Here is a 20,126-nt window from a genome sequence, read left to right on the forward strand (position 1 = left end):
GTCCAGCGGAGCCTGACTCCTCTAGTGATGAAGCTCTTTCCTAAAATCGTTTCATCATAAGGAATTCCGATTCCTTTTACAGCTTTTCTTGCGTCGAACTCACGTTGTTTTACAGTCAGATACACTCACCAATCTCAAGATTAATAAGAAGTTCATAGGATCATTACCCAGATACTAACGCCAGCAGTTCGTTCCGATAATTGATTTGCAAATTTGCGTATGTTTGCCATGACTGTTCGGAGGACAACAACGAAAGTGGAGATGGCGAATGGCGAATGGCGAGAGGAACGAATCGGGCGGATTTGGTATTGCCGGAATCTCATAGACAGATGCTGACCGAATTGAGCGGATCAAGGGCGGCACCTGCACGCGAGGTAGAGCGCGCCAAGGTACTTGCTGCGGGTGTTCCTGTGGGCTTGAAAGATACCTTTCATCGCCCCAAGGAGCCGGAGATTCTAGCGGATGCTAAGGCTTGGGTAGTCAGCCTCGCCTGCACCAAGCCAAAGGATCATGGTTTGGCAGCTGAATTGTGGACTCTGTCAGCGCTGATGAGAAGCCCGGCGTGCAAGCGATCGGCCTGACTGCCCCAGACCTTCCATCCGTACCCGGCAGGGAAACATCATTGGCGCGAGATTACGAATATGTTCGCTTTGGTACCCTGCCCATCCTGGCGGCGCTCGATTTGCATACGGGGGAAATAATCGCCAACGTGGAGTCGAAGCACCGCAGCCGCGAGTTTATTGATCTGCTCAAGCATTTGGACGCTCATTACCCTGCTGATGACGTTATTCGTGTGGTGCTCGACAATCACTCAGCTCATATTTCCAAGGAAACGATGGCTTATTTGGCGAGCCGTCCGGGGCGTTTCGAATATGTTCATACACCCAAACATGGTTCATGGCTGAATCTTATAGAGTGTGCCTTTTCCAAGACGGCTCGTACCTCTCTTCGCCATATTCGGGTCTCGTCAAAGGAAGAACTCAAAGAGCGAATCCTCAAAGGTATTGCGGAGTTTAACGAAATACCGGCTTCATTACGTTGGAGAAAGTTCGATTTGGGGCTTGTTTAATTTGCAATTGTTTTAGCGGAACGATCTACTGGTTAGCACCTGCTTTCTGCAGAAGATCAATGGCACCCTTATGATCGTATTTTTTTGCCAGCAATAATGCGGTTGCACCATTTTCTGCCTTAGCATTAATTTCCGCACCCACAGCAAGTAGTGTCATTATTGCTCCCTGATGACCATTTTGTGCAGCCAGCATTAATGCAGTCGCACCATTTCTTGCTTTACTATTCACATGGGCGTTTGCTTGCAGCAAATACTGAATCACGATTTGGTTACCCATTTGTGATGCCAACATGAGCGCTGTAACACCTTTATCTGTCGCTGCATTAACATCAGCATTCATCTCGAGCAATAAGCGCACGATCTCCATGTGATTTCTTTGGGATGCCAGCATCAATGCGGTCATCCCATCGTCAGTAACCGCATTTATATCCGCACCAGCAGCAAGTAACGTTCGCACGACATCTGAACGATCATCTTGTGCCGCCAGCATGAGTACAGTCCGGCCTTGGTCTGCCTTCAAATTTGCGTTCACTCCGGAAGCAAGCAGAAGCTTGACGACACTTTCGTGGCCATTCTGCACCGACTTAACCAATGCCGTCTCTCTATCGCGCATCTCGTGACTTTTCTCAGATTGAGCAAGCAGTTCTTTAACTTGAGATAAGCTACCGCGCGCAGCTGCATTGATCAGATCGCTATTCTCTAAGCTAGCCAATGCATGATTTGAAAGATGCAGCAATCCTATCAGCGCGCATAACGTATATAAGCTATTCTTTGACCAGAGCATTTTTTTGTTTCTCCTTCTCTATATTGAATTCACCCAACGCAGGAGCCGAGATCAGTTTTCTAGAATCCTCTGTCACCTACCCAAAAAATGACTTTCAATTTTCATTAATGGCAAACAGTCGCTGGTATTCCTTTATTGCAAAACGATCAGTCATGCCTGCGATATAGTCAGCAATAGCCTGATGTCCATATTGAGAAAATTTAATCTGATATGCTACAGGAAGCAGCCGAATATCTGAGTTAAACGCATTGAATAACATTTTAATCGTATTTTGCGCTTTATTACTCATGCGTATTACTTGAAAATGCCGATAAAGATTCTCACGCAAAAAGCTTTTTAATTCCTGCTGCTCCTGCTTTATTATTTCGCTGAATCCAATCAGGCATGGTGCTGATCGCACTGCATCCGGGTCATCTGGTCGCATATTTTCGATATTGATTTTACTTTGTAGCGTTAAATCTATAGCGAGACTATTAATCATGCCACGAATCGTTTCATGAATTAAGCGTCGACCGACAATATTGGGGTAGTTTTTTTTCGCCTGGCGCAAATGTCTGGAAAATATCTCCACCTCTTCCAGTTGAACCAAGGTTATCAGACCAGAACGTAATCCATCGTCCACGTCATGATTATTATACGCAATTTCATCGGCAAGATTGGCAAGCTGCGCTTCCAGGGAAGGTCTTTGGTTGATTAGAAAACGTGCCCCCACTTCACCCAGTTTCTTGGCATTTTTCCTGGAAGCATGCTTGAGAATGCCTTCACGGGTTTCAAAACATAAATTCAAACCATCGAAAGCACCATAACGTTCTTCAAGCACATCAACCACTCTTAAAGACTGCAGATTATGCTCAAAACCACCATATTCCTTCATGCAATCATTCAAAGTATCCTGCCCTGCGTGGCCAAAAGGCGTGTGTCCTAAATCATGAGCCAGCGCTATCGCTTCAACCAAATCCTCATTCAGCTGTAAATTCCGCGCAATAGAACGTCCAATTTGGGCCACTTCCAGACTATGTGTCAAGCGCGTGCGAAACAAATCTCCTTCATGGTTAACGAACACCTGCGTTTTATACTCGAGTCGCCGGAAAGCTGTTGAATGAATCACGCGATCACGATCACGCTGAAATTCACTGCGACCTGAAGGAGCTGCTTCTTTGATGAGACGTCCGCGCGAATTGGTAGATGATACTGCGTAAGGTGCCAAATCACTCATTTGCCATGCAAGTCAGCAATGTCTCTGTCAGGGTCAATGCGGGCACATCATGACTCATTATCGCCTCACCAATACGCTTTAGCAGAATAAAACGCACTCTCCCTCCCTCTACTTTTTTATCAAGCTTCATCAAGCTCAAGTAATCATCTGGAGAAAGTTTAGGCGCAATGATTGGCAGCCCTGCCATTTGAAATACTCCGCATATGCGCTCGAAATCACTTTCACTGATAAACTCCAGCTGTTTTGACAGCTCTGCCGCCATGATGGTGCCAGCAGCAACCGCTTCCCCGTGCAACCACACACCGTAGCCCATGGCGTTTTCAATTGCATGGCCAAAAGTATGGCCAAGATTGAGTAATGACCGCACGCCACTTTCATGCTCATCAGCGGCAACGATCTCTGCTTTAATCTCGCAACTGCGGCGAATCGCTTTACCCAGAATGTCGGCATCGCGCGCAATCAGCCTGGTCATGTTTTGTTCCAACCATGTAAAAAAATGAGCATCGCGTATTAAACCGTATTTGATCACTTCAGCAATCCCGGCTCGCAGCTCTCTGTCAGGCAGGGTGTTAAGCGTAGCGCTATCCGTCAACACCACTCGGGGTTGATAAAACGCACCTATCATATTCTTACCCAGCGGATGGTTAATGCCTGTCTTACCACCCACTGAAGAATCTACTTGCGCGAGTAATGTAGTGGGAATCTGGATAAAAGGCACACCTCGCAAATAGGCTGCTGCCGCAAACCCCGTCAGATCACCGATCACCCCGCCTCCTAATGCAATGAGCGTAGTTTTTCGCTCACAACGCTGCTCCAGCAAAGCATCAAAAATTAAATTTAATGCTTGCCAATTTTTATGATCCTCACCATCAGGCAGAATAATTGCATCCGAGATGACACCATGCCTCTCGAGCGCAGTACGCAGTCTATCCAGATAAAAAGGGGCCACAGTGGTATTGGTCACAATCGCAACCCGTTTTTGTGGCAAATGGGGCAATAATAAATCCACCCGCTCTAATATCCCATTACCAATGTGGATGGGATAGCTTCGATCCTGTTCGGCAGAAAATAACGCTACCTTAACAGTCTGTATATCATTCATATGAAGTAATTAATTTCAGAGAAAAACTTGGCCAACTGGAATTTATAATTTATTTGATTGATAAACCGCTCCTGTACTTTTTTTCCGATTTACCGCCTCAGCCCGAATTTTCTTTAGTTTGAAGAAGAGTAATTTCCGGGCTAGCCTCTGTACCAGTGAGCGCACCCCTTGTTTTCCGCTATCGACAATAATATGTGCCGTCTCGCGGTACAAGGCATCGCGTTGCGCATACAACTCTGTTAATCTGGCATGCAGATCCTCAGCCTGAAGTAACGGCCTGTTTTTATCAGAACGCGTCCTGCGCTGCAATTCATTCACGGACGCACTCAAATAAACCACGATACCATGCTGTTTTAGCAAGGCACGATTGCCAGCACTCAACACTGCCCCTCCACCGGTAGCCAGCACAATATTCTCTGCTTGCACCAGTTCTTGTAGCACCTCTGTTTCACGCCTACGAAACCCAGCTTCCCCTTCAATTTCAAAAATCAAAGGAATCTTAACGCCGGTACGCTGCTGAATTTCATGATCCGAATCGACAAACGTTTTACCCATGTAATTTGCCAGCATTTTACCAATGGTCGTTTTCCCGGCACCCATCATTCCTACAAGAATAACATTTCCCTGCAAGAACTTTACATCATGATTTTTTTTGGCTGTCTTGATTAATTGCATAGGAACCATTGTATCGGAAATATTTCCACCTACGCAGGGATTCCGGCCAGTCCATAAAAAATTTCCCTCATTTCTTCTTTATGGATGACTGATGCAGATTTCCAGCGAGCCAGGAAAAAATAACGGAACAAAAATAGGCGCAACAAAAGCAGCCAGTATCATTCCACCGATCATCCCTGCCCCCATCGATTGCCGTGCAGCTGAGCCCACCCCAGACGCGATCACCAGAGGAATAGCTCCAATTCGCATTGAAAAATGAAGAAATATAGCCATGAATTACGAGGAAAAAATCATGGCAAGAAAAGCGAGTGGAATAGATCAATTAGTCTTGGCCCGAGAATTGTTGAGGACAGCTAAAACAGCGGCTGAATTGAGGGCGGCCCAAGCAGTATTGCTCCCATTGGAATTGGGAATATCGTTAGGGGAAACGGCCGGGCAAGCGTGTAGCGCTATCAACGATTTATCGAATGCTGGCTCGCCATGGCTGGCGTAAGCTAGCGCCGGATACCGCTCATCCTCAGGGAGATGCTGCGCTGCGCGAAGATCGAAAAAAACTTAAGAAGCTGTCTGGTAAAACATTAGACGCATTTTGCAAGTGTTATTTTCATCATGGCGATTCGAATCATATTTTCGGCAGTGCCGGGCAGGATCTCGAAGTCCTTTGATAAACGGCGAAAGTTACCCAACCAGGAGAACGTGCGTTCGACCACCCACCGCTTCGGTAAAACAGACCCTTTACCTTCGACTTTTTCTGAAATGTGCAAGGCCCAGGCCTAACCCATTAGCTGCGAAGTCAACCGCTGTGCCTCGATAGCCGGCATCCCCCCGGTCTCCTGAGAACGCTTTGAGTGAAGGGTATTTATTAACAACACCTTCCAACATACCGCAAGCACTTTTGGTATCGCTCAGGTTAACGGCATGTACTTTGATGAGGAGTAAATTGCCGAGAATATCTACCACAATATGGCGCTTGTGACCTTTGACCTTTTTGCCGCTATTGATGCCTCGTTCTTCACTGGCATACTGGGTTTTCACGCTTTGCGCATCAATGATGCCATAACTGGGCACAGTACAACGTCCCGCTTTTTGGCGACGGCAGATTGTCAGTTGATCCAGGCTTCTCCCAGACACCCCGCTTGTTCCACCGGCTAAAATGATCGTAGACGGTCTGCCAAGGAGGAAAATCGTTCGGCATCAGCCGCCACTGGATACCGCTTCTGACGACAGACAGAATGGCATTCACAATGACTCTTTTGCTATGTTTATGGCTATTGCCTCGTTTGCTGATAGGATCAAGCTCTTTTTTATCAAGCTCCATTCCTCATCATTTATATCCGTTTTGTATGTCATCTCTTAACTTATTATCAAAAAATACTTGATTCTAATGGAAATCGTTTTGCCAGACAGCTTCTAAGAAATCGCTGGCCGGGAATTGGCGCAAAGAACACCTACCTGTTTGCACTCAAGCAAGCGATGTCGCTCTATGACGCCTATAGCGAACGCTCAATGCATGTGACCGGCAGCTTGAAACCATGCTTGCGGCGCTTCAGGTACACAAAATAGAGATCAGCCAGAAAAAGTGTCGCGCCAATGTCAAGAACTCCCCCAAGTTTGTCCAGTCAGTCTGCACTGGGTGCTTATTATAGGAGATTATGTGGCAGGCTCGACAAGGCAAAGGCAATCACAGCGACAGCGCACAAACTGGCGCGCTTGATCTACACGATGCTAACGAAAGGAACCGAGTACGTCGATAAGGGGCAGGATGACTTTGATGAGCGATACCGTCAACGCGTGTTGCATCATCTGACGGTACACGCTCGGAAGCTGGGGTTTAATCTTACTCCCGTTATTACTGAGATCGTTTAATATTTTCAGCAAAACCGATGCGTTAGATTTTCTTCTTGAAAGAACGTGCCGCTGACTCAATCAGGGTGGCATCAATCACCGCACCCGTCATACCCTTGACCATCAAGCCGTGTGATTGAATCTGCTCATTGATAGAGGCCAGAAGACCATCCAGCCTGTCGTTGATCACCAGGCGGTTGCGAAACCAGCACAGAGTGGTTTCCTCCGGTATCGCATCTGACAAGGACAAACCGCAAAAATGTAAAAAATTAATCCGCACGCACAGCGCTTGCTCCAACGCAGCATCCGACAAACTATGCCACTGACCAAGCAGGATCGCCTTGAACATCAATAGCGCGTCAAATGGTTCCTGTCCCCCACCATTCGATAGCTCGCGCTTGTATAAATCCATAACCCCAGACGTAACGCTCCCCAGTCAATCAGCGCATCAATCTTCATCAGCACGTTGTTTTGCCTCAGACGTTGCGCCAGTTCCAGTGATCCAAAAATCTGCATCTTCTGCTCCACTCGCCTTTTACCTGTCGCCATTTTAGTTGTCTATTTGACTAACGCGGAGAAGTTGTGTGGGCGCCTTATTATTAACCATTATTATAGTTGACTAGTTCAGTCAGGTATTATATAGTTGACAAAATTGATCAAGTATTACTTATAAACTTTAATTGTACTAAGGAATCTGGTATGAGACTGACAACGAAAGGACGATTCGCGGTGACAGCACTTTTGGATCTTGCGATGCAGCATAGCAACGGGCCCGTCACACTTGCCGATATCAGTCAGCGCCAAAAAATTTCACTGTCATATCTTGAGCAATTGTTTGCAAAATTACGCCAACGTGAACTCGTTGACAGTGTGCGGGGCCCCGGCGGCGGTTATTGCTTAGCTAAGAGTCTAGATCAAGTATCTATAGCGGATATTATTCTTGCTGTCGATGAACCGATCGACAATACGCGATGTGGCGGCAAAGAAAATTGCCTGAATGATGGCAAGTGCATGACTCATGATCTATGGGCAGAGCTCAATGACATTATTTTCAATTATCTTGGTGGCGTAACATTAAAGCGATTGGTTGATGAGCAAAAACAACGCGAGCAACAACGTGAGCAAGCTGTTGTCAAATTATACGATTTGCGCGAAGCAGCATTTTAGTTTTACTAATTTATAGAGTTATAGAGAAAAATCATGGCGATCACATTGACCGAGCGCGCAGCCAAACAAATCCAGCAGCAACTGGCAAAACGCGGTAAGGGATTAGCCTTACGGGTAGGTATAAAAAAATCCGGATGCTCCGGCTTTACTTATATTTTTGATTATGCTGATGAGATGCAAGAAAACGACCAGCTCTTTGAGTCGTATGACGCAAGGATCATCGTGAAACGCGATAATCTATCTTATTTCGATGGATCGGAAATCGATTTCGTCAAAGAAGGTCTAAATAGCACATTCAAATTTAATAATCCCAATATTGAAAATGCATGCGGCTGTGGTGAGAGCTTCAGTCTCAAATCATCTGAAGAGTCTAAGGAAAATATATAAAAATGAGTGCTGTACTACAAAATCTTGTAAACCAGCCATACAGGCATGGTTTCGTCACAGAAATAGAATCTGATATTGCACCCAAAGGACTTAACGAAGAAATCATCCGATTGATCTCATCTAAAAAAAATGAGCCTGAATGGCTACTTGCATTCCGGGTGCAAGCTTATGAAAAATGGCTCAGCATGACGGAGCCACGATGGCAAAATGTCAAGCATCCAGAAATTGACTTTCAATCAATTAGCTATTACTCGGCACCCAAGCCAAAAAAGAAACTAGCCAGTATGGATGAGGTAGATCCCGAGCTGCTACGTACCTTTGAGAAGTTGGGCGTACCCATGCATGAACGAGCAGCTCTTGCAGGCGTAGCAGTCGATGTAATTTTTGATAGTGTATCCGTTGCAACGACTTATAAAGAAAAGCTCGCTGAAGTGGGGATTATTTTTTGCTCGATTTCTGAAGCTGTACATACCCATCCAGAACTAGTTAAACAATACCTCGGAACTGTCGTACCGACTGGCGATAATTTCTATGCAGCTCTTAATTCAGCGGTATTTACCGATGGTTCATTTTGCTTCATCCCCAAAGGTGTCAAATGCCCAATGGATTTGTCGACTTATTTTCGGATCAATACTGAAGGATCGGGGCAATTCGAACGCACACTGATCATTGCTGAAGAAGGCGCTTCTGTTTCCTATCTTGAAGGATGCACCGCACCCCGATTTGATACCAATCAATTGCATGCTGCCGTCGTTGAACTGATTGCACTGGACAATGCCGAAATCAAATACTCGACTGTTCAAAACTGGTATGCAGGTGATGAAAAAGGCGTTGGGGGTATTTATAATTTTGTTACTAAACGTGGCCTGGCAAAAGGAGTTAATTCACGTATCTCTTGGACCCAGGTTGAAACAGGCTCGGCGATTACCTGGAAATATCCTTCCTGCATTTTACGTGGTGACAATTCAGTTGGAGAATTCTATTCGGTTGCTGTCACCAACAATTATCAGCAGGCCGATACGGGCACAAAAATGATTCATATCGGAAGAAATACGCGCAGCACCATTGTCAGCAAAAGTATTTCAGCAGGACATTCCAATAGTAGTTATCGTGGATTGGTAAGAGTTGCACCTACTGCCGAGAATGCTCGTAATTACTCACAATGTGATTCGATGCTCATTGGCGATCAATGCGGCGCCAATACTTTTCCTTATATCCAGGTCAATAACAATAGTGCTAAAGTCGAACATGAAGCATCCACATCAAAGATTGGCGAAGATCAACTTTTCTATTTCTTACAGCGCGGCATTGGTGCTGAAGAAGCTGTATCAATGATTATCAATGGATTCTGTAAAGAAGTTTTTCAGCAGCTACCTATGGAATTTGCGGTTGAAGCAACGAAACTACTCAGTTTTAAATTGGAAGGGAGTGTCGGATGATTGATCAGAACAGTAAAACACTCCTTGAGGTGCGAGGTTTACATGCAAATGTAAACGGCATTGAGATCCTTAAAGGTGTCGATCTCACAGTCAGAAGTGGGGAAATACATGCAATCATGGGGATCAATGGATCTGGCAAAAGCACATTTGCCAAAATTCTCGCTGGCCACCCTGCTTACGAAGTCACCGCGGGCACTATTATCTTCAACGATCGAAATCTCTTTGATCTTGCCCCAGAAGAACGAGCTCGTGCCGGCGTGTTCCTCGCATTTCAATATCCAATTGAAATACCAGGCGTCGCTAATAATCAATTCTTGCGGTTAGCATACAACACGGTTCAATCCCAACGTGGCAAAGAAGAGCTTGATCCTCTTGAATTTGATGATTTTGTGCGAGAAAAAATGAAATTGCTCGAAATGAACCCAGATTTTCTGGATCGTAGCGTCAATGAGGGATTCTCTGGCGGAGAGAAAAAACGTAATGAAATTTTACAAATGGCATTGCTCGAACCGAAGCTCGCCATTTTGGATGAAACTGATTCGGGGCTTGATATTGATGCGCTCAGGATTGTTGCCAATGGCGTGAACCAGCTTACTAATAAAGATAATGCAACCATTCTGGTTACGCATTACCAGCGCCTGCTTGATTATATTGTGCCTGATTATGTACACGTGATGGAATCTGGACGGATCATCAAAACAAGCGGTAAAGAACTTGCCGAGGAACTGGAAGCACATGGCTATGATTGGATAAATGCCGATGACGACCACTGCAGTACAGCAGGAGTACGGGCATGAATACAGTGATCAGCAATGGTTATCTCGAAAACCTCATTCGATCATGGCAGAAACCGGCAGCAGCTTCATTATCCTGGTTTGATCAACTGCGTGCAAACGCAATGGATAACGTCAATACGCTCAGGATGCCAACAACTCACGATGAAGAATGGCGTTTTACTGACATTTCGCCCCTTAGTCGCCTGCCTTATCCAGTAGCATATGCTGCACCACAACTGCAATCTTCAGGCATTAAACATTGCTATCTCGCAGAAGCTATCTGTCGCCTGGTATTTGTAGACGGTCAATATGCACCTGATCTATCGAATATTTCTAATAATGCAGGTGCTATTATTGGCAATTTATCATCGCTCGTTGCTGCTCATGGCGACATGATCGCTCGCTATCTTGGTCAACTGGCAGAATTTCAGAATGATGTTTTTACAGCATTAAATACTGCCTTTCTTCATGATAGCGCCTGCATCATTATCCCGCAGAATGTGTCAGTAACTACTCCGATTCATTTATTATTCATTACCACACGAAAAGAAGTCACCAGCTACCCGCGATGCCTGTTAATTGCCGAATCTGGGAGCAATGCAACGGTTGTTGAGGATTATGTCACCACTGAAGAAGCTGCTTATGTTACTAACTCAGTTGTTGAAATGAATCTTGCTGATACAGCGCATGTCAGCCATATTCGTATACAGCGTGATAACCAGCAGGCCTTCCATATTGGAAATTGCACAGTATCCCTTGCCCAGGCAAGTCAGTATTATTCGGTCAGTATAACGTTGGGAGCTTATATTTCCCGTTATAACCTGAATGTAACATTGGCGGGTGAAGGTGCTGAGTGTACAACAGATGGTTTGGTACTGATTTCTGGGCGACAACTTGCCGATACACATACGTTTATTGATCATGTGAAACCACATGGTAAGAGCCGCCAGCTACATAAATGTATCGTCGATGGCATGGCGCATGGCGTATTTAATGGAAAAATCATGGTACGCCCACATGCCCAGTTAACGGATTCATCGCAATTAAGCCGCAATCTTCTACTGACTAATAAAGCTCGTATCGACACCAAGCCACAACTTGAAATATTTGCTGACGATGTCAAATGCGCGCATGGCGCTACAGTGGGTCAACTCGACAAAGAAGAAATTTTCTACCTAAAGAGTCGCGGCCTCTCTGATTTGACCGCGCGTAATTTGCTAACTTATGCATTTGGTGGTGAGGTTATTGATCGTATTTCAATCTCTTCACTCAAAAGAGAACTCGAAGAAATCGTACTTGCAAGAACACAAATATCCTGAAACATGAAAATTGTTGATGCTTTATTAGACACGAATACTTACCCGACTTCAGGGTTAGCAGCACGATATCGTGCTGATTTTCCCATTCTCAATCTCAAAGTAAACGATAAGCCACTCGTTTATCTGGATAACGCCGCATCGAGTCAAATGCCTCAGTCGGTCATTGATCGTCTAGTGCGATATCAAACAACCCAGCATGCAAATATCCATCGTGCAGTGCATTACCTTTCTGAAGTAGCCACGCTGGAATATGAAACAGCACGACGTACACTGCAGCACTTCATCAATGCTCGTGAAGAAAGAGAAATCATCTTTACCAGTGGTACGACAGATGCCATTAATCTTGTTATGCATGGCTACGGTCGAAAATTCATCAAGGATGGGGATGAAATCATTCTGACGAACCTAGAACATCACTCAAATATCGTTCCATGGCAAATGCTAGCAGAAGAAAAAGGTGCAACAATCCGTGTCGTGCCTATCAATGACGCAGGTGAGTTATTAGTTGATGAATATGAAAAACTATTCAACTCAAGAACCCGTTTTGTTGCGATAACGCATGTATCAAATGCGCTGGGCACAATCAATCCAATTAAAAATATGATTGCTTTCGCACACAAGCAAGGTGTACCGGTTTTGATTGATGGCGCGCAAGCTGCTCCCCATCTAAAAATCGATGTACAAGATCTTGATTGTGATTTCTATGCCTTCTCTGCTCACAAATTATGCGGCCCAACAGGAATCGGCATCCTCTATGGTAAAACCGAGTTGCTGGAATCAATGCAGCCCTTTAAAGGAGGAGGTGATATGATTTCCTCGGTAACTTTTGAGAAAACAACCTATAACATCCTTCCGTATAAATTTGAGGCAGGCACTCCTCCTATTGCCGCCGCAATCGGCTTCGGTGCCGCAATAGATTACTTATCGAAGATTGGGCTAGATGCAATCGCAGCTTATGAGCATGAACTGCTCACTTACGCAACCGAACAGATCGAGACTATTCCCGGTGTTCATATTATTGGTCATACGCGTACGAAAGTTGCTGTCTTATCATTTACCATTGATGGTGTTCACCCTCATGATGTGGGAACACTGCTTAATCAAGAAGGAATCGCTATACGCACGGGTCACCATTGTGCACAACCCATTATGCAGCGCTTCAGAATACCTGCTACATCACGTGCTTCATTTGCCTTTTATAATACCAAGAAAGAGGTTGATGCCTTAGTAGCAAGTATTCACTCTGTACAGAAGGTTTTTTCATAATGAATCTAAAATCAATTTATCAGGAAGTTATCCTCGATCATAATCGTAAGCCACGTAACTATGGCACGCTTGACAATGCAAACCACCACGCTGTAGGACACAATCCTCTTTGTGGTGATCGTATCGATCTTGCGCTTCATATGGAAGAGGAACACATTGATCGTATTGCATTTCATGGAGAATCCTGTGCAATATGCAAAGCCTCCGCTTCAATGATGACAACTGCTGTCAAAGGAAAGTCACGAATAGAGGCAGAAACAGTGATCAAAGAATTTCGAGAGATGGTGATTGGCAATCTTGATCTTTCGGGACCTCACCACCTGGGAAGACTTGCTGTATTTGCTGGCGTACGTGATTTACCCACGCGGGTCAAATGTGCAATTCTGCCGTGGCATACCTTGCAAGCTGCACTGAATTCTGTCGCCAGCATCTCAACTGAAACGGCCGACGATTCAATTCAGGCGGCCACGGGTCATGCCTAACCAGAAAACGAGTTATATAGCATGAACAGCACTATTATACAAATAGCTAAAACAAAATGCCAAAAATAGCTGAAATAGAGGGCACACCTAACCCAAATGCATTAAAGTTTGTTCTGAAAGAACCCCTTACTTGGGGCATAAGTCATTCATATGACAGTGCCGAGCAGGCAAAAGATGATCCACTAGCGTCAGCCTTATTCGAAATAGATCATGTTACCAACGTGTTTTATGTCGACCGGTGGATCACTATCACTCAAGATGGTGAGGCTGACTGGCAAGATCTCGCACGTGCTGTTGCCGACCCGATCCGTGCAGCACCTGCAGCCAATGCTCAGTCCGCTGAGACAGTAGCAGCAGCAAATGAAATATTGGCCGGCTTAGACCCAGAAGACCAAAAGCGACTTGAGCGCATCAATATATTGCTGGATGAGGAAGTGCGTCCTTACTTACAAAATGATGGCGGAGATCTTCATATCCTAGGTCTTGAGGGAAATGTTTTAAAGATCCATTATCAAGGCGCATGTGGCACTTGCCCCAGCTCCATTTCCGGAACACTTAGAGGTATTGAGCGGCTTCTGAGAACAATAGAGCCAGATATTGAACTTATTTCTGCATAAGATATCTTTTTCCCGCACTACCCCCACTAAAACCATAAGCAGACCTATTTATGAGAGATGCAATACATACCAATCCATCGCTTCTCTGAGTCCTTGATCAATACGATGCGTTGGTTCATAACCCAGGAATTCGTGCGCTTTAGAAATATCCGCTTGGGAATGACGAACATCTCCCTTACGAAAAGCAACATAGGTGGGTTGATGATTATGTAAATGCGGAAATTTATCGATGAGTAATTCACACATCATCGTATAAAGCTGGTTTAGACTGGTACGCTCATTGAGTGCGATATTGTAGACTTGATTAATCGCTTTGGGTTCATTGGTCAAAGCAGCCAGCAAATTAGCTTGAATCACATTTTCTATAAAACAAAAATCTCGGCTAGTTTCACCATCACCATTAACATAAAGCTCTTTATTTCTGATCAATGCAGCAATCCATTGGGGAATCACTGCTGCATAAGCACCATTGGGATCTTGTCTTGGGCCAAAGATATTAAAATAACGGAGTCCTATTGATTGGGTACCATAACAGCGGTTGAACACATCAGCATAAAGCTCATTCACATATTTAGTTACTGCGTAGGGGGAGAGTGGTTGGCCAATGATCGACTCCACTTTGGGTAAATTTGGATGATCACCGTACGTGGAACTCGACGCAGCATAAACAAAACGTTTAATGCCTGTATCACGTGAGGCCACTAGCATATTTAGAAAACCTGAAATATTATTTTCATTGGATAGAATCGGATTTTCAATTGAACGTGGCACAGATCCCAAGGCAGCATGATGCAAAACAAAATCGATATCCCTGCAAGCCTCTAGACAATCTTGTAAACGACGAATATCTCCCTGAATGAACTTGAAATTTAGCCAGGCATTTTGTCCCACTGCCGCCTTTACCTGATCAAGATTATGCTGATAACCCGTTGAAAAATTATCTAATCCAACTACTTTCTGATTTAGTCTAAGCAAGGCTTCCAGTAAATTGGAACCAATAAAGCCGGCAACACCTGTAATGAGCCAGCAGTATGGATTATTTTTTAAAGTTTGCTGAATCTGCTGGTAATTTGTCATATTTTAATAATAGCGTATTATCTCTGGTGTCATAAAAAATTAGAGTCGCCAGACACTCAATCCTGCTTTGCGTAATAGACTTTCATCAAACTGAGATTTAACATCGATAAAACAACCATATTCCACAATCTTCGATTGAATCTCGCTCAATGGCTTCTGGATAAAATCCTGATGTGATACTGCAACAATCATCGCATGAGCTTGCGGCAAACTTTCCCATGACTGAAGCTCAACATCATATTCGTGTTGTGCATCCTTCTTATCAGCTACCGGATCATGAACAAATACGTCAACCCCATAATCGCGAAGCTCGGAAATTACATCGGCTACTTTGGAATTTCTCAGATCAGGGCAGTTTTCCTTGAAAGTCAATCCAAGCACAATAACCTTAGCTCCCTTCACATTAAAGCCTGCCTTGATGATTTGCTTAATTGTCTGCTCTGCGACGAATTTAGCCATATTGTCATTGATACGACGACCTGCCAAAATGACCTGTGGCATATACCCCATCATCTCAGCTTTGTGCGTAAGATAGTAAGGATCGACACCTATACAATGCCCTCCTACCAAACCAGGCCGGAAAGGAAGGAAATTCCACTTGGTTCCTGCTGCCCGAAGAATTTCCAACGTATCGATTCCCAGCTTGTCAAAAATAATCGCGAGTTCATTCATCAGTGCGATATTCAGATCACGCTGCGTATTCTCAATTACTTTGGCAGCCTCAGCAACCTTAATACTGGACGCGCGATAAACACCTGCAATGACCACTGATTCATAAAGTTTCGCAATTTTCTCCAGGGTATCCGGGGTATCTCCAGAAACAACTTTAGTAATTGTCGTAAGCGTACGCTGTTTATCCCCAGGATTGATACGCTCTGGCGAATATCCTACAAAAAAACCTTTTTTCCATTGCATTCCAGAAAACTTCTCTAGAACAGGGATACACACCTCTTCTGTTGCCCCCGGATAGACTGTAGACTCATAAATGATTGTTGCGCCTTGTTTCATGTTTTTTCCGACAGCTTCACTTGCGCTTACGAGCGCGGAAAAATCAGGCTGATGAGCAGGATCAACTGGCGTTGGGACCGCAACGATAATATAGTCTGCTTGAGATAATTCCGCAGGATTAGAAGTAACTACCAATTGATTGGCTGCCTGAAAATCTGATGCTAAAACTTCACCTGTTGGGTCAGTATGACGTTTGTAGTTCTCAATCTTGCTTGCAGAAAGATCAAACCCGATAGTATGTCGCTCTTTTCCAAACTCAACAGCAAGCGGCAATCCCACATATCCTAATCCGACAACAGCTACTGTACTCATAGATATTCCCTTTTACATATATCCTCAATATTTATATTGGAACTGAAAAAGCGTTCAATCAATTGAAAGCTCTTTTCATTGAAAGCTACCCACCAATAACCAGATAGATAATAAAAGAGTATCATGCCAGATACTGAGGCTAGTTTGTATCAGCATATTAAATAGCCGCTAATTCAACGAATTCAATTTTTATTAAGGTGTGTTATAACTAATAATATTATAAGAATGAATCAATAATCAAAAATCAATCCATGGATGAAATATTTCCAAACAGAGCCGGCTAATAGCATTAAGGGGTTAATGGAAAATGAATATTTTATATAAAATTACCACGAAAAAGAAATTAACAACAGTTCTTGTTTCAATCACTCTTATCATAATAACCGTTACTGCGTGCGGAAAAGCCAAAGATATTGAAACGCTCATTGCGGAAGCAAAGCAATATCAGCAAAAAGGAGATGACAAAGCAGCAATTATCCAATTAAAGAATGCGCTGCAGCGGAATCCGGATAACCAAGAAGCACGTTACCTTTTAGGTACGCTATACATCCAAACCGGTGATGCGCAATCTGCCGAGAAAGAGCTGAGCAGGGCAATGAGTCTAGGAATGAACCCCGTCGAAGTGCTTCCTGAATTAGGCCAAGCCTTGCTAAGTCTTGGTCAGTTCCAGCAGCTGTTAGATAAAACTGAAACGCTTCCTGAAAACATCAATTTCGCAGAAATATTAACATTACGGGGGAATGCCTCTCTTGCTCTAGGAAAAGCTGAAGATGCCAAGGCATTATTTGAACAAGCACTCAAAGACAAACCCGAGTTTCCCGATGCCCTCATTGGTCTTGCGAAATTTTCATTAGTAAAAAGAGATATTGAATCAGCTACGCGCTATGCAGAACAAGCAGTCACCAGCAATCCTGAAAATAGCGATGCCTGGTTTTTTAAAGGCGATCTTCTTCGCGCAGCGGGTAAAATTGATATGGCCTCAGCCGCCTACGATCAAGCAATCAAATTAAAGCCTGACCATGTAGCTGCCCATATCAATCGCGCTTCTATTGCAATAGAAACAAGGAGATTTGATGCTGCCCGGGCGGATCTAGAAGCAGCACGCAGAATAGCACCTGGAAATCTGTATACCGTCTATACCCAGGCATTGCTTGACTTCAGCGAAGGCAAACATGCTGTCGCTTTAGAGGCTGCTCTGAAAATAATGAGTGCAGCTCCTAATCATATGCCCAGCGTGTTACTAGCAGGTGCGGCCCACTTTTCATTGGGATCATTATTGCAAGCTGAGCAATATGTCAAACAATATCTAAAGGAAAATCCCAATAATCTTTATGCCATAAAACTGATGGCATCCATTCTACTGAAAAACCGTCAAGCAAAGCAGGCAATAGAAGTATTGACTCCGGCGCTAAATGTAGTTCAGCAAGATTCCCAATTGCTCGCCTTAGCCGGGGAAAGTTATATGCAGGCTCGAGACTTTACCAAAGCAACTCAGTATTTTGAAAAAGCAAATTCCCTTGCACCCGATAATGCAGCACTTCATACCGCATTAGCTATGAGCAAGCTAGGACAGGGTGACAGAAAGAGCGCAATTGTAGAACTGCAAGCTGCAACTGATCTGGATACCCAATCTCCCCGAGCAGGTGTTTTGTTAGTAATGACCCATCTTCAAGCCGGTGAATTCGACAAAGCGCTGTCGACAGTTGAAGCTCTTGAGAAAGAGCAACCCGATAATCCTCTTTTTCACAATCTGAAAGGTGGCATCTATCTCAGTAAAAAAGATTTGAGTAAAGCGCGCACTAGTTTTGATAAAGCACTTTCTTTGCAACCAGATTATTTTCCAGCAATCTCAAACCTTGCCAGGCTTGACCTGCAAGAGAATAAACCTGATGTTGCCAAGAAACGCTTTGAGGATATTCTGAAAAAAGACAAGAAACATATGCAAGCCATGAGCGCGCTGGCAGATATTGCACTTTCGCAAGGAAAAAACAGTGAAGCAACAGGTTGGTTAGAACGCGCTAGCAATGAGAATCCCGATGAACTTCAACCTGCTTTGCAGTTGGGAGCCCATTATTTACGCATCGGTGAAAATAAAAAATCGCTCGATCTTGCCAAAAGGCTTCAAGGATCCCACCCAGAAAACCTGAACATCATAGAATTACTAGCACACGCTCAGTTAGCTAATGATAACAAGACTGCTGCTTTAGAAAGTTATCAAAAACTGGCTGCCAGATTGCCTGATTCTGCAGCTGCACAATTCCGCTTGGCTTCTGTTCATGAAGCAATGCATAACTCAAAAGCAGCCTCAGACGCCCTAAAAAAAGCATTAACCTTGAAGCCGGATTATTTGGAAGCAAAATTAGCACAAGCCAGACTCGAAATTCAAAACAACAACTTGGAACAAGCCCTCAAAATTTCGAAGGAGATTCAGAAGCAACACGCAAACTCACCGGCTGGTTATGAGCTGGAAGGCGATTTATTAATGAGGCAGAAAAAACCTGCACAGGCATTGAGTACATATGAGAAAGCGTTCTCCCTCAACAAGAACAGCCAATTAATAATCAAGCAGTCTGCGGCGCTCAGTCAGAGCGGCAATGAAAAGCAAGCAGATACCCGCATAACCAAGTGGCTAGAAGAAAATCCAACCGACTCATCCACCCGACTATATCTTGCTGGAATTTATCTTGAAAAAAAACAATACGATTCGGCCATCAAGCAATATCATATTATTCTGGAGGAACACCCCAATGATGTGCCAACACTGAATAATCTGGCTTGGGTCTACCAGCAAAAGAAAGAACCTGCAGCAATTGAATATGCCGAAAGGGCTTATCAGCAGGCACCGGACAGCCCTGCAATATTAGACACGCTTGGATGGATACTTGTTGAACAGGGTAAAACTGATCGAGCACTGCCACTCTTGCAGAAGGCTGCCTCCCTTGCACCAGATGCTATTGTAATTCGTTATCATTTTGCAGTTGGATTGTTCAAATCTGGAGATAAAACAAATGCACGCAAGGAACTTGAGCAATTATTGGCCACCGGAGAATCTTTTCCAGGAATTAATGATGCCAAAGAATTATTGAAAGAATTGTAATTTCGTACGTACCAACACCCTAATCTCAGGTGTTCAGTTTTAATGCTCTTGAACAGAGATCAGACGAATGATACAGCCTTGTAGACCCCTTATCCAGGCAGCATTAGAAATAGGAAATTATCACTCGCTTTAAGGAAAGCTCAGATGGTATGGATATCCGACACTCGCAAAGATTATGCCCGTGACTGCAATGGCTACGCAAGCGATATGATGATAGATGCGGAATGGAAGAAAATAGCACCTCATTTGCCGCCGTGTGCAGAAACAGGGCATCCACGCACAACATGCTTTCATTCTAGGTGTAAATGCCGTTTTCTACCGCTGCAATCAGGTTGCCAGCGGGACATGCTCTCCAAGGATTTTCCTCCGTAGTAAACGGTTTACGGTTACTTCCGGAACTAGCGGCAACGGGACATGGAAGCATATTTATGACGGTTTATACCTTGCCGTCTACGATCGAGGTTGGGAGGAAAGCCCAACGCTGGCCA

The 20,126-nt window shown here is 44.3% G+C and carries 23 protein-coding genes and 2 pseudogenes; 13 read left to right on the forward strand and 12 right to left on the reverse strand.

Annotated elements, in window-relative coordinates:
* Positions 1 to 275 precede the first annotated feature (275 nt).
* Positions 276 to 1,069 (forward strand): annotated as a pseudogene (locus tag BLW34_RS10300) (IS630 family transposase).
* A gap of 25 nt (positions 1,070 to 1,094) precedes the next feature.
* Here BLW34_RS10300 and BLW34_RS10305 read toward each other — a convergent pair.
* The 5 genes from BLW34_RS10305 to BLW34_RS10325 all read right to left on the reverse strand — a co-directional run bounded on the left by BLW34_RS10305 (position 1,095) and on the right by BLW34_RS10325 (position 5,095).
* Positions 1,095 to 1,853 (reverse strand): ankyrin repeat domain-containing protein, encoded by a 759-nt coding sequence (locus BLW34_RS10305; RefSeq protein ID WP_090579118.1) that lies wholly within the window; start codon positions 1,851 to 1,853, stop codon positions 1,095 to 1,097.
* A gap of 94 nt (positions 1,854 to 1,947) precedes the next feature.
* Entirely contained in the window at positions 1,948 to 3,069 is a 1,122-nt protein-coding gene (locus BLW34_RS10310) for a deoxyguanosinetriphosphate triphosphohydrolase (protein WP_090579120.1), read from the reverse strand.
* The gene (gene aroB / locus BLW34_RS16955; RefSeq protein WP_090579123.1) at positions 3,062 to 4,171 is read right to left on the reverse strand and encodes a 3-dehydroquinate synthase; all 1,110 of its coding nucleotides are present in this window, start codon (positions 4,169 to 4,171) and stop codon (positions 3,062 to 3,064) included. The genes BLW34_RS10310 and aroB overlap by 8 nt, the downstream gene beginning before the upstream one ends.
* A 42-nt stretch (positions 4,172 to 4,213) precedes the next feature.
* Positions 4,214 to 4,846 (reverse strand): shikimate kinase, encoded by a 633-nt coding sequence (locus BLW34_RS16960; protein WP_090579185.1) that lies wholly within the window; start codon positions 4,844 to 4,846, stop codon positions 4,214 to 4,216.
* A 78-nt stretch (positions 4,847 to 4,924) separates the two neighbouring features.
* Positions 4,925 to 5,095 (reverse strand): efflux RND transporter permease subunit, encoded by a 171-nt coding sequence (locus BLW34_RS10325; protein WP_256203742.1) that lies wholly within the window; start codon positions 5,093 to 5,095, stop codon positions 4,925 to 4,927.
* Between the two features lie 22 nt (positions 5,096 to 5,117).
* On the opposite strand from BLW34_RS10325, the gene BLW34_RS16450 reads away from it, so the two are divergent.
* Together BLW34_RS16450 and BLW34_RS16455 are read left to right on the forward strand one after the other, a co-directional pair.
* Entirely contained in the window at positions 5,118 to 5,339 is a 222-nt protein-coding gene (locus tag BLW34_RS16450) for a hypothetical protein (protein WP_090579129.1), read from the forward strand.
* The gene (locus BLW34_RS16455; protein ID WP_090579132.1) at positions 5,314 to 5,511 is read left to right on the forward strand and encodes a hypothetical protein; all 198 of its coding nucleotides are present in this window, start codon (positions 5,314 to 5,316) and stop codon (positions 5,509 to 5,511) included. Before BLW34_RS16450 ends, BLW34_RS16455 begins: the two co-directional genes overlap by 26 nt.
* Here BLW34_RS16455 and BLW34_RS16965 read toward each other — a convergent pair.
* The 3 genes and pseudogenes from BLW34_RS16965 to BLW34_RS16470 all read right to left on the reverse strand — a co-directional run.
* Positions 5,500 to 5,556, reverse strand: a pseudogene (locus BLW34_RS16965) (hypothetical protein); the annotation flags it as partial. The gene BLW34_RS16455 and the pseudogene BLW34_RS16965 sit on opposite strands and share 12 nt — an antisense overlap.
* A 25-nt stretch (positions 5,557 to 5,581) precedes the next feature.
* Positions 5,582 to 5,914 carry a transposase gene (locus BLW34_RS16465; protein ID WP_218138832.1) on the reverse strand — a complete coding sequence of 111 codons (333 nt, stop codon included), beginning with the start codon at positions 5,912 to 5,914 and terminating at the stop codon, positions 5,582 to 5,584.
* Positions 5,892 to 6,164, reverse strand: a complete 273-nt coding sequence (locus BLW34_RS16470) for a transposase (RefSeq protein ID WP_218138833.1) — start codon at positions 6,162 to 6,164, stop codon at positions 5,892 to 5,894. The genes BLW34_RS16465 and BLW34_RS16470 overlap by 23 nt, the downstream gene beginning before the upstream one ends.
* Before the next feature lie 272 nt (positions 6,165 to 6,436).
* On the opposite strand from BLW34_RS16470, the gene BLW34_RS10345 reads away from it, so the two are divergent.
* Complete coding sequence (locus BLW34_RS10345; protein WP_177166013.1) at positions 6,437 to 6,712, forward strand: hypothetical protein; 276 nt, start codon at positions 6,437 to 6,439, stop codon at positions 6,710 to 6,712.
* A gap of 22 nt (positions 6,713 to 6,734) precedes the next feature.
* Here the strand turns inward: BLW34_RS10345 and BLW34_RS10350 are convergent, their stop codons facing one another.
* A complete protein-coding gene (locus BLW34_RS10350; protein ID WP_256203744.1) occupies positions 6,735 to 7,103 on the reverse strand; it encodes a transposase in 369 nt (122 codons plus the stop codon).
* Complete coding sequence (locus BLW34_RS16970; protein ID WP_256203745.1) at positions 7,040 to 7,240, reverse strand: hypothetical protein; 201 nt, start codon at positions 7,238 to 7,240, stop codon at positions 7,040 to 7,042. The genes BLW34_RS10350 and BLW34_RS16970 overlap by 64 nt, the downstream gene beginning before the upstream one ends.
* 150 nt (positions 7,241 to 7,390) lie before the next feature.
* Here BLW34_RS16970 and iscR point away from each other — a divergent pair, with 150 nt between their 5' ends.
* From iscR to BLW34_RS10390, 8 genes are read left to right on the forward strand one after another with little or no spacing between them, the layout of a single operon-like run.
* Positions 7,391 to 7,858, forward strand: a complete 468-nt coding sequence (gene iscR, locus BLW34_RS10355) for a Fe-S cluster assembly transcriptional regulator IscR (RefSeq protein WP_090579135.1) — start codon at positions 7,391 to 7,393, stop codon at positions 7,856 to 7,858.
* 33 nt (positions 7,859 to 7,891) lie between these two features.
* Entirely contained in the window at positions 7,892 to 8,245 is a 354-nt protein-coding gene (locus BLW34_RS10360) for a HesB/IscA family protein (RefSeq protein WP_090579138.1), read from the forward strand.
* 2 nt (positions 8,246 to 8,247) lie between these two features.
* Positions 8,248 to 9,684, forward strand: coding sequence for a Fe-S cluster assembly protein SufB (gene sufB / locus BLW34_RS10365; RefSeq protein WP_090579141.1), 1,437 nt, complete (start codon positions 8,248 to 8,250; stop codon positions 9,682 to 9,684).
* A complete protein-coding gene (gene sufC, locus BLW34_RS10370) occupies positions 9,681 to 10,481 on the forward strand; it encodes a Fe-S cluster assembly ATPase SufC (protein ID WP_090579143.1) in 801 nt (266 codons plus the stop codon). Before sufB ends, sufC begins: the two co-directional genes overlap by 4 nt.
* Positions 10,478 to 11,779: a Fe-S cluster assembly protein SufD gene (gene sufD / locus BLW34_RS10375; RefSeq protein WP_090579146.1), complete on the forward strand. Its 1,302-nt coding sequence runs from the start codon at positions 10,478 to 10,480 to the stop codon at positions 11,777 to 11,779. The genes sufC and sufD overlap by 4 nt, the downstream gene beginning before the upstream one ends.
* A 3-nt stretch (positions 11,780 to 11,782) precedes the next feature.
* Positions 11,783 to 13,045: a cysteine desulfurase gene (locus BLW34_RS10380; protein ID WP_090579148.1), complete on the forward strand. Its 1,263-nt coding sequence runs from the start codon at positions 11,783 to 11,785 to the stop codon at positions 13,043 to 13,045.
* The gene (sufU, locus tag BLW34_RS10385; protein WP_090579150.1) at positions 13,045 to 13,527 is read left to right on the forward strand and encodes a Fe-S cluster assembly sulfur transfer protein SufU; all 483 of its coding nucleotides are present in this window, start codon (positions 13,045 to 13,047) and stop codon (positions 13,525 to 13,527) included. Before BLW34_RS10380 ends, sufU begins: the two co-directional genes overlap by 1 nt.
* Positions 13,528 to 13,583: 56 nt before the next feature.
* Entirely contained in the window at positions 13,584 to 14,144 is a 561-nt protein-coding gene (locus tag BLW34_RS10390) for a NifU family protein (RefSeq protein WP_090579153.1), read from the forward strand.
* Between the two features lie 48 nt (positions 14,145 to 14,192).
* On the opposite strand, the gene BLW34_RS10395 is transcribed toward BLW34_RS10390, so the two are convergent.
* Together BLW34_RS10395 and BLW34_RS10400 are read right to left on the reverse strand one after the other, a co-directional pair.
* Positions 14,193 to 15,221 (reverse strand): NAD-dependent epimerase/dehydratase family protein, encoded by a 1,029-nt coding sequence (locus BLW34_RS10395; RefSeq protein WP_090579155.1) that lies wholly within the window; start codon positions 15,219 to 15,221, stop codon positions 14,193 to 14,195.
* A 39-nt stretch (positions 15,222 to 15,260) separates the two neighbouring features.
* Positions 15,261 to 16,541 (reverse strand): nucleotide sugar dehydrogenase, encoded by a 1,281-nt coding sequence (locus BLW34_RS10400; protein WP_090579159.1) that lies wholly within the window; start codon positions 16,539 to 16,541, stop codon positions 15,261 to 15,263.
* 307 nt (positions 16,542 to 16,848) lie between these two features.
* Between BLW34_RS10400 and prsT the strand changes: the two genes are divergently transcribed.
* Entirely contained in the window at positions 16,849 to 19,638 is a 2,790-nt protein-coding gene (gene prsT, locus BLW34_RS10405) for an XrtA/PEP-CTERM system TPR-repeat protein PrsT (RefSeq protein ID WP_090579162.1), read from the forward strand.
* Positions 19,639 to 20,126 lie beyond the last annotated feature (488 nt).

The sequence above is a fragment of the Nitrosomonas sp. Nm58 genome, from assembly GCF_900107335.1.
Lineage (GTDB): Bacteria > Pseudomonadota > Gammaproteobacteria > Burkholderiales > Nitrosomonadaceae > Nitrosomonas.

Bases quoted from the DNA above. Each gene is read 5' to 3' on its own strand.
- BLW34_RS10400 (WP_090579159.1), bottom strand. From the start codon at position 16,541: ATGAGTACAGTAGCTGTTGTCGGATTAGGATATGTGGGATTGCCGCTT.
- BLW34_RS10305 (WP_090579118.1), bottom strand. From the start codon at position 1,853: ATGCTCTGGTCAAAGAATAGCTTATATACGTTATGCGCGCTGATAGGA.
- BLW34_RS10345 (WP_177166013.1), top strand. From the start codon at position 6,437: ATGTCAAGAACTCCCCCAAGTTTGTCCAGTCAGTCTGCACTGGGTGCT.
- BLW34_RS16455 (WP_090579132.1), top strand. From the start codon at position 5,314: ATGCTGGCTCGCCATGGCTGGCGTAAGCTAGCGCCGGATACCGCTCAT.
- BLW34_RS10325 (WP_256203742.1), bottom strand. From the start codon at position 5,095: ATGCGAATTGGAGCTATTCCTCTGGTGATCGCGTCTGGGGTGGGCTCA.
- BLW34_RS10350 (WP_256203744.1), bottom strand. From the start codon at position 7,103: ATGGATTTATACAAGCGCGAGCTATCGAATGGTGGGGGACAGGAACCA.
- prsT (WP_090579162.1), top strand. From the start codon at position 16,849: ATGAATATTTTATATAAAATTACCACGAAAAAGAAATTAACAACAGTT.
- sufB (WP_090579141.1), top strand. From the start codon at position 8,248: ATGAGTGCTGTACTACAAAATCTTGTAAACCAGCCATACAGGCATGGT.
- BLW34_RS10360 (WP_090579138.1), top strand. From the start codon at position 7,892: ATGGCGATCACATTGACCGAGCGCGCAGCCAAACAAATCCAGCAGCAA.
- BLW34_RS10380 (WP_090579148.1), top strand. From the start codon at position 11,783: ATGAAAATTGTTGATGCTTTATTAGACACGAATACTTACCCGACTTCA.
- sufD (WP_090579146.1), top strand. From the start codon at position 10,478: ATGAATACAGTGATCAGCAATGGTTATCTCGAAAACCTCATTCGATCA.
- BLW34_RS16970 (WP_256203745.1), bottom strand. From the start codon at position 7,240: ATGGCGACAGGTAAAAGGCGAGTGGAGCAGAAGATGCAGATTTTTGGA.
- aroB (WP_090579123.1), bottom strand. From the start codon at position 4,171: ATGAATGATATACAGACTGTTAAGGTAGCGTTATTTTCTGCCGAACAG.
- sufC (WP_090579143.1), top strand. From the start codon at position 9,681: ATGATTGATCAGAACAGTAAAACACTCCTTGAGGTGCGAGGTTTACAT.
- BLW34_RS16450 (WP_090579129.1), top strand. From the start codon at position 5,118: ATGAATTACGAGGAAAAAATCATGGCAAGAAAAGCGAGTGGAATAGAT.
- BLW34_RS16470 (WP_218138833.1), bottom strand. From the start codon at position 6,164: ATGGAGCTTGATAAAAAAGAGCTTGATCCTATCAGCAAACGAGGCAAT.
- BLW34_RS10310 (WP_090579120.1), bottom strand. From the start codon at position 3,069: ATGAGTGATTTGGCACCTTACGCAGTATCATCTACCAATTCGCGCGGA.
- BLW34_RS10390 (WP_090579153.1), top strand. From the start codon at position 13,584: ATGCCAAAAATAGCTGAAATAGAGGGCACACCTAACCCAAATGCATTA.
- BLW34_RS16960 (WP_090579185.1), bottom strand. From the start codon at position 4,846: ATGCAATTAATCAAGACAGCCAAAAAAAATCATGATGTAAAGTTCTTG.
- sufU (WP_090579150.1), top strand. From the start codon at position 13,045: ATGAATCTAAAATCAATTTATCAGGAAGTTATCCTCGATCATAATCGT.
- iscR (WP_090579135.1), top strand. From the start codon at position 7,391: ATGAGACTGACAACGAAAGGACGATTCGCGGTGACAGCACTTTTGGAT.
- BLW34_RS10395 (WP_090579155.1), bottom strand. From the start codon at position 15,221: ATGACAAATTACCAGCAGATTCAGCAAACTTTAAAAAATAATCCATAC.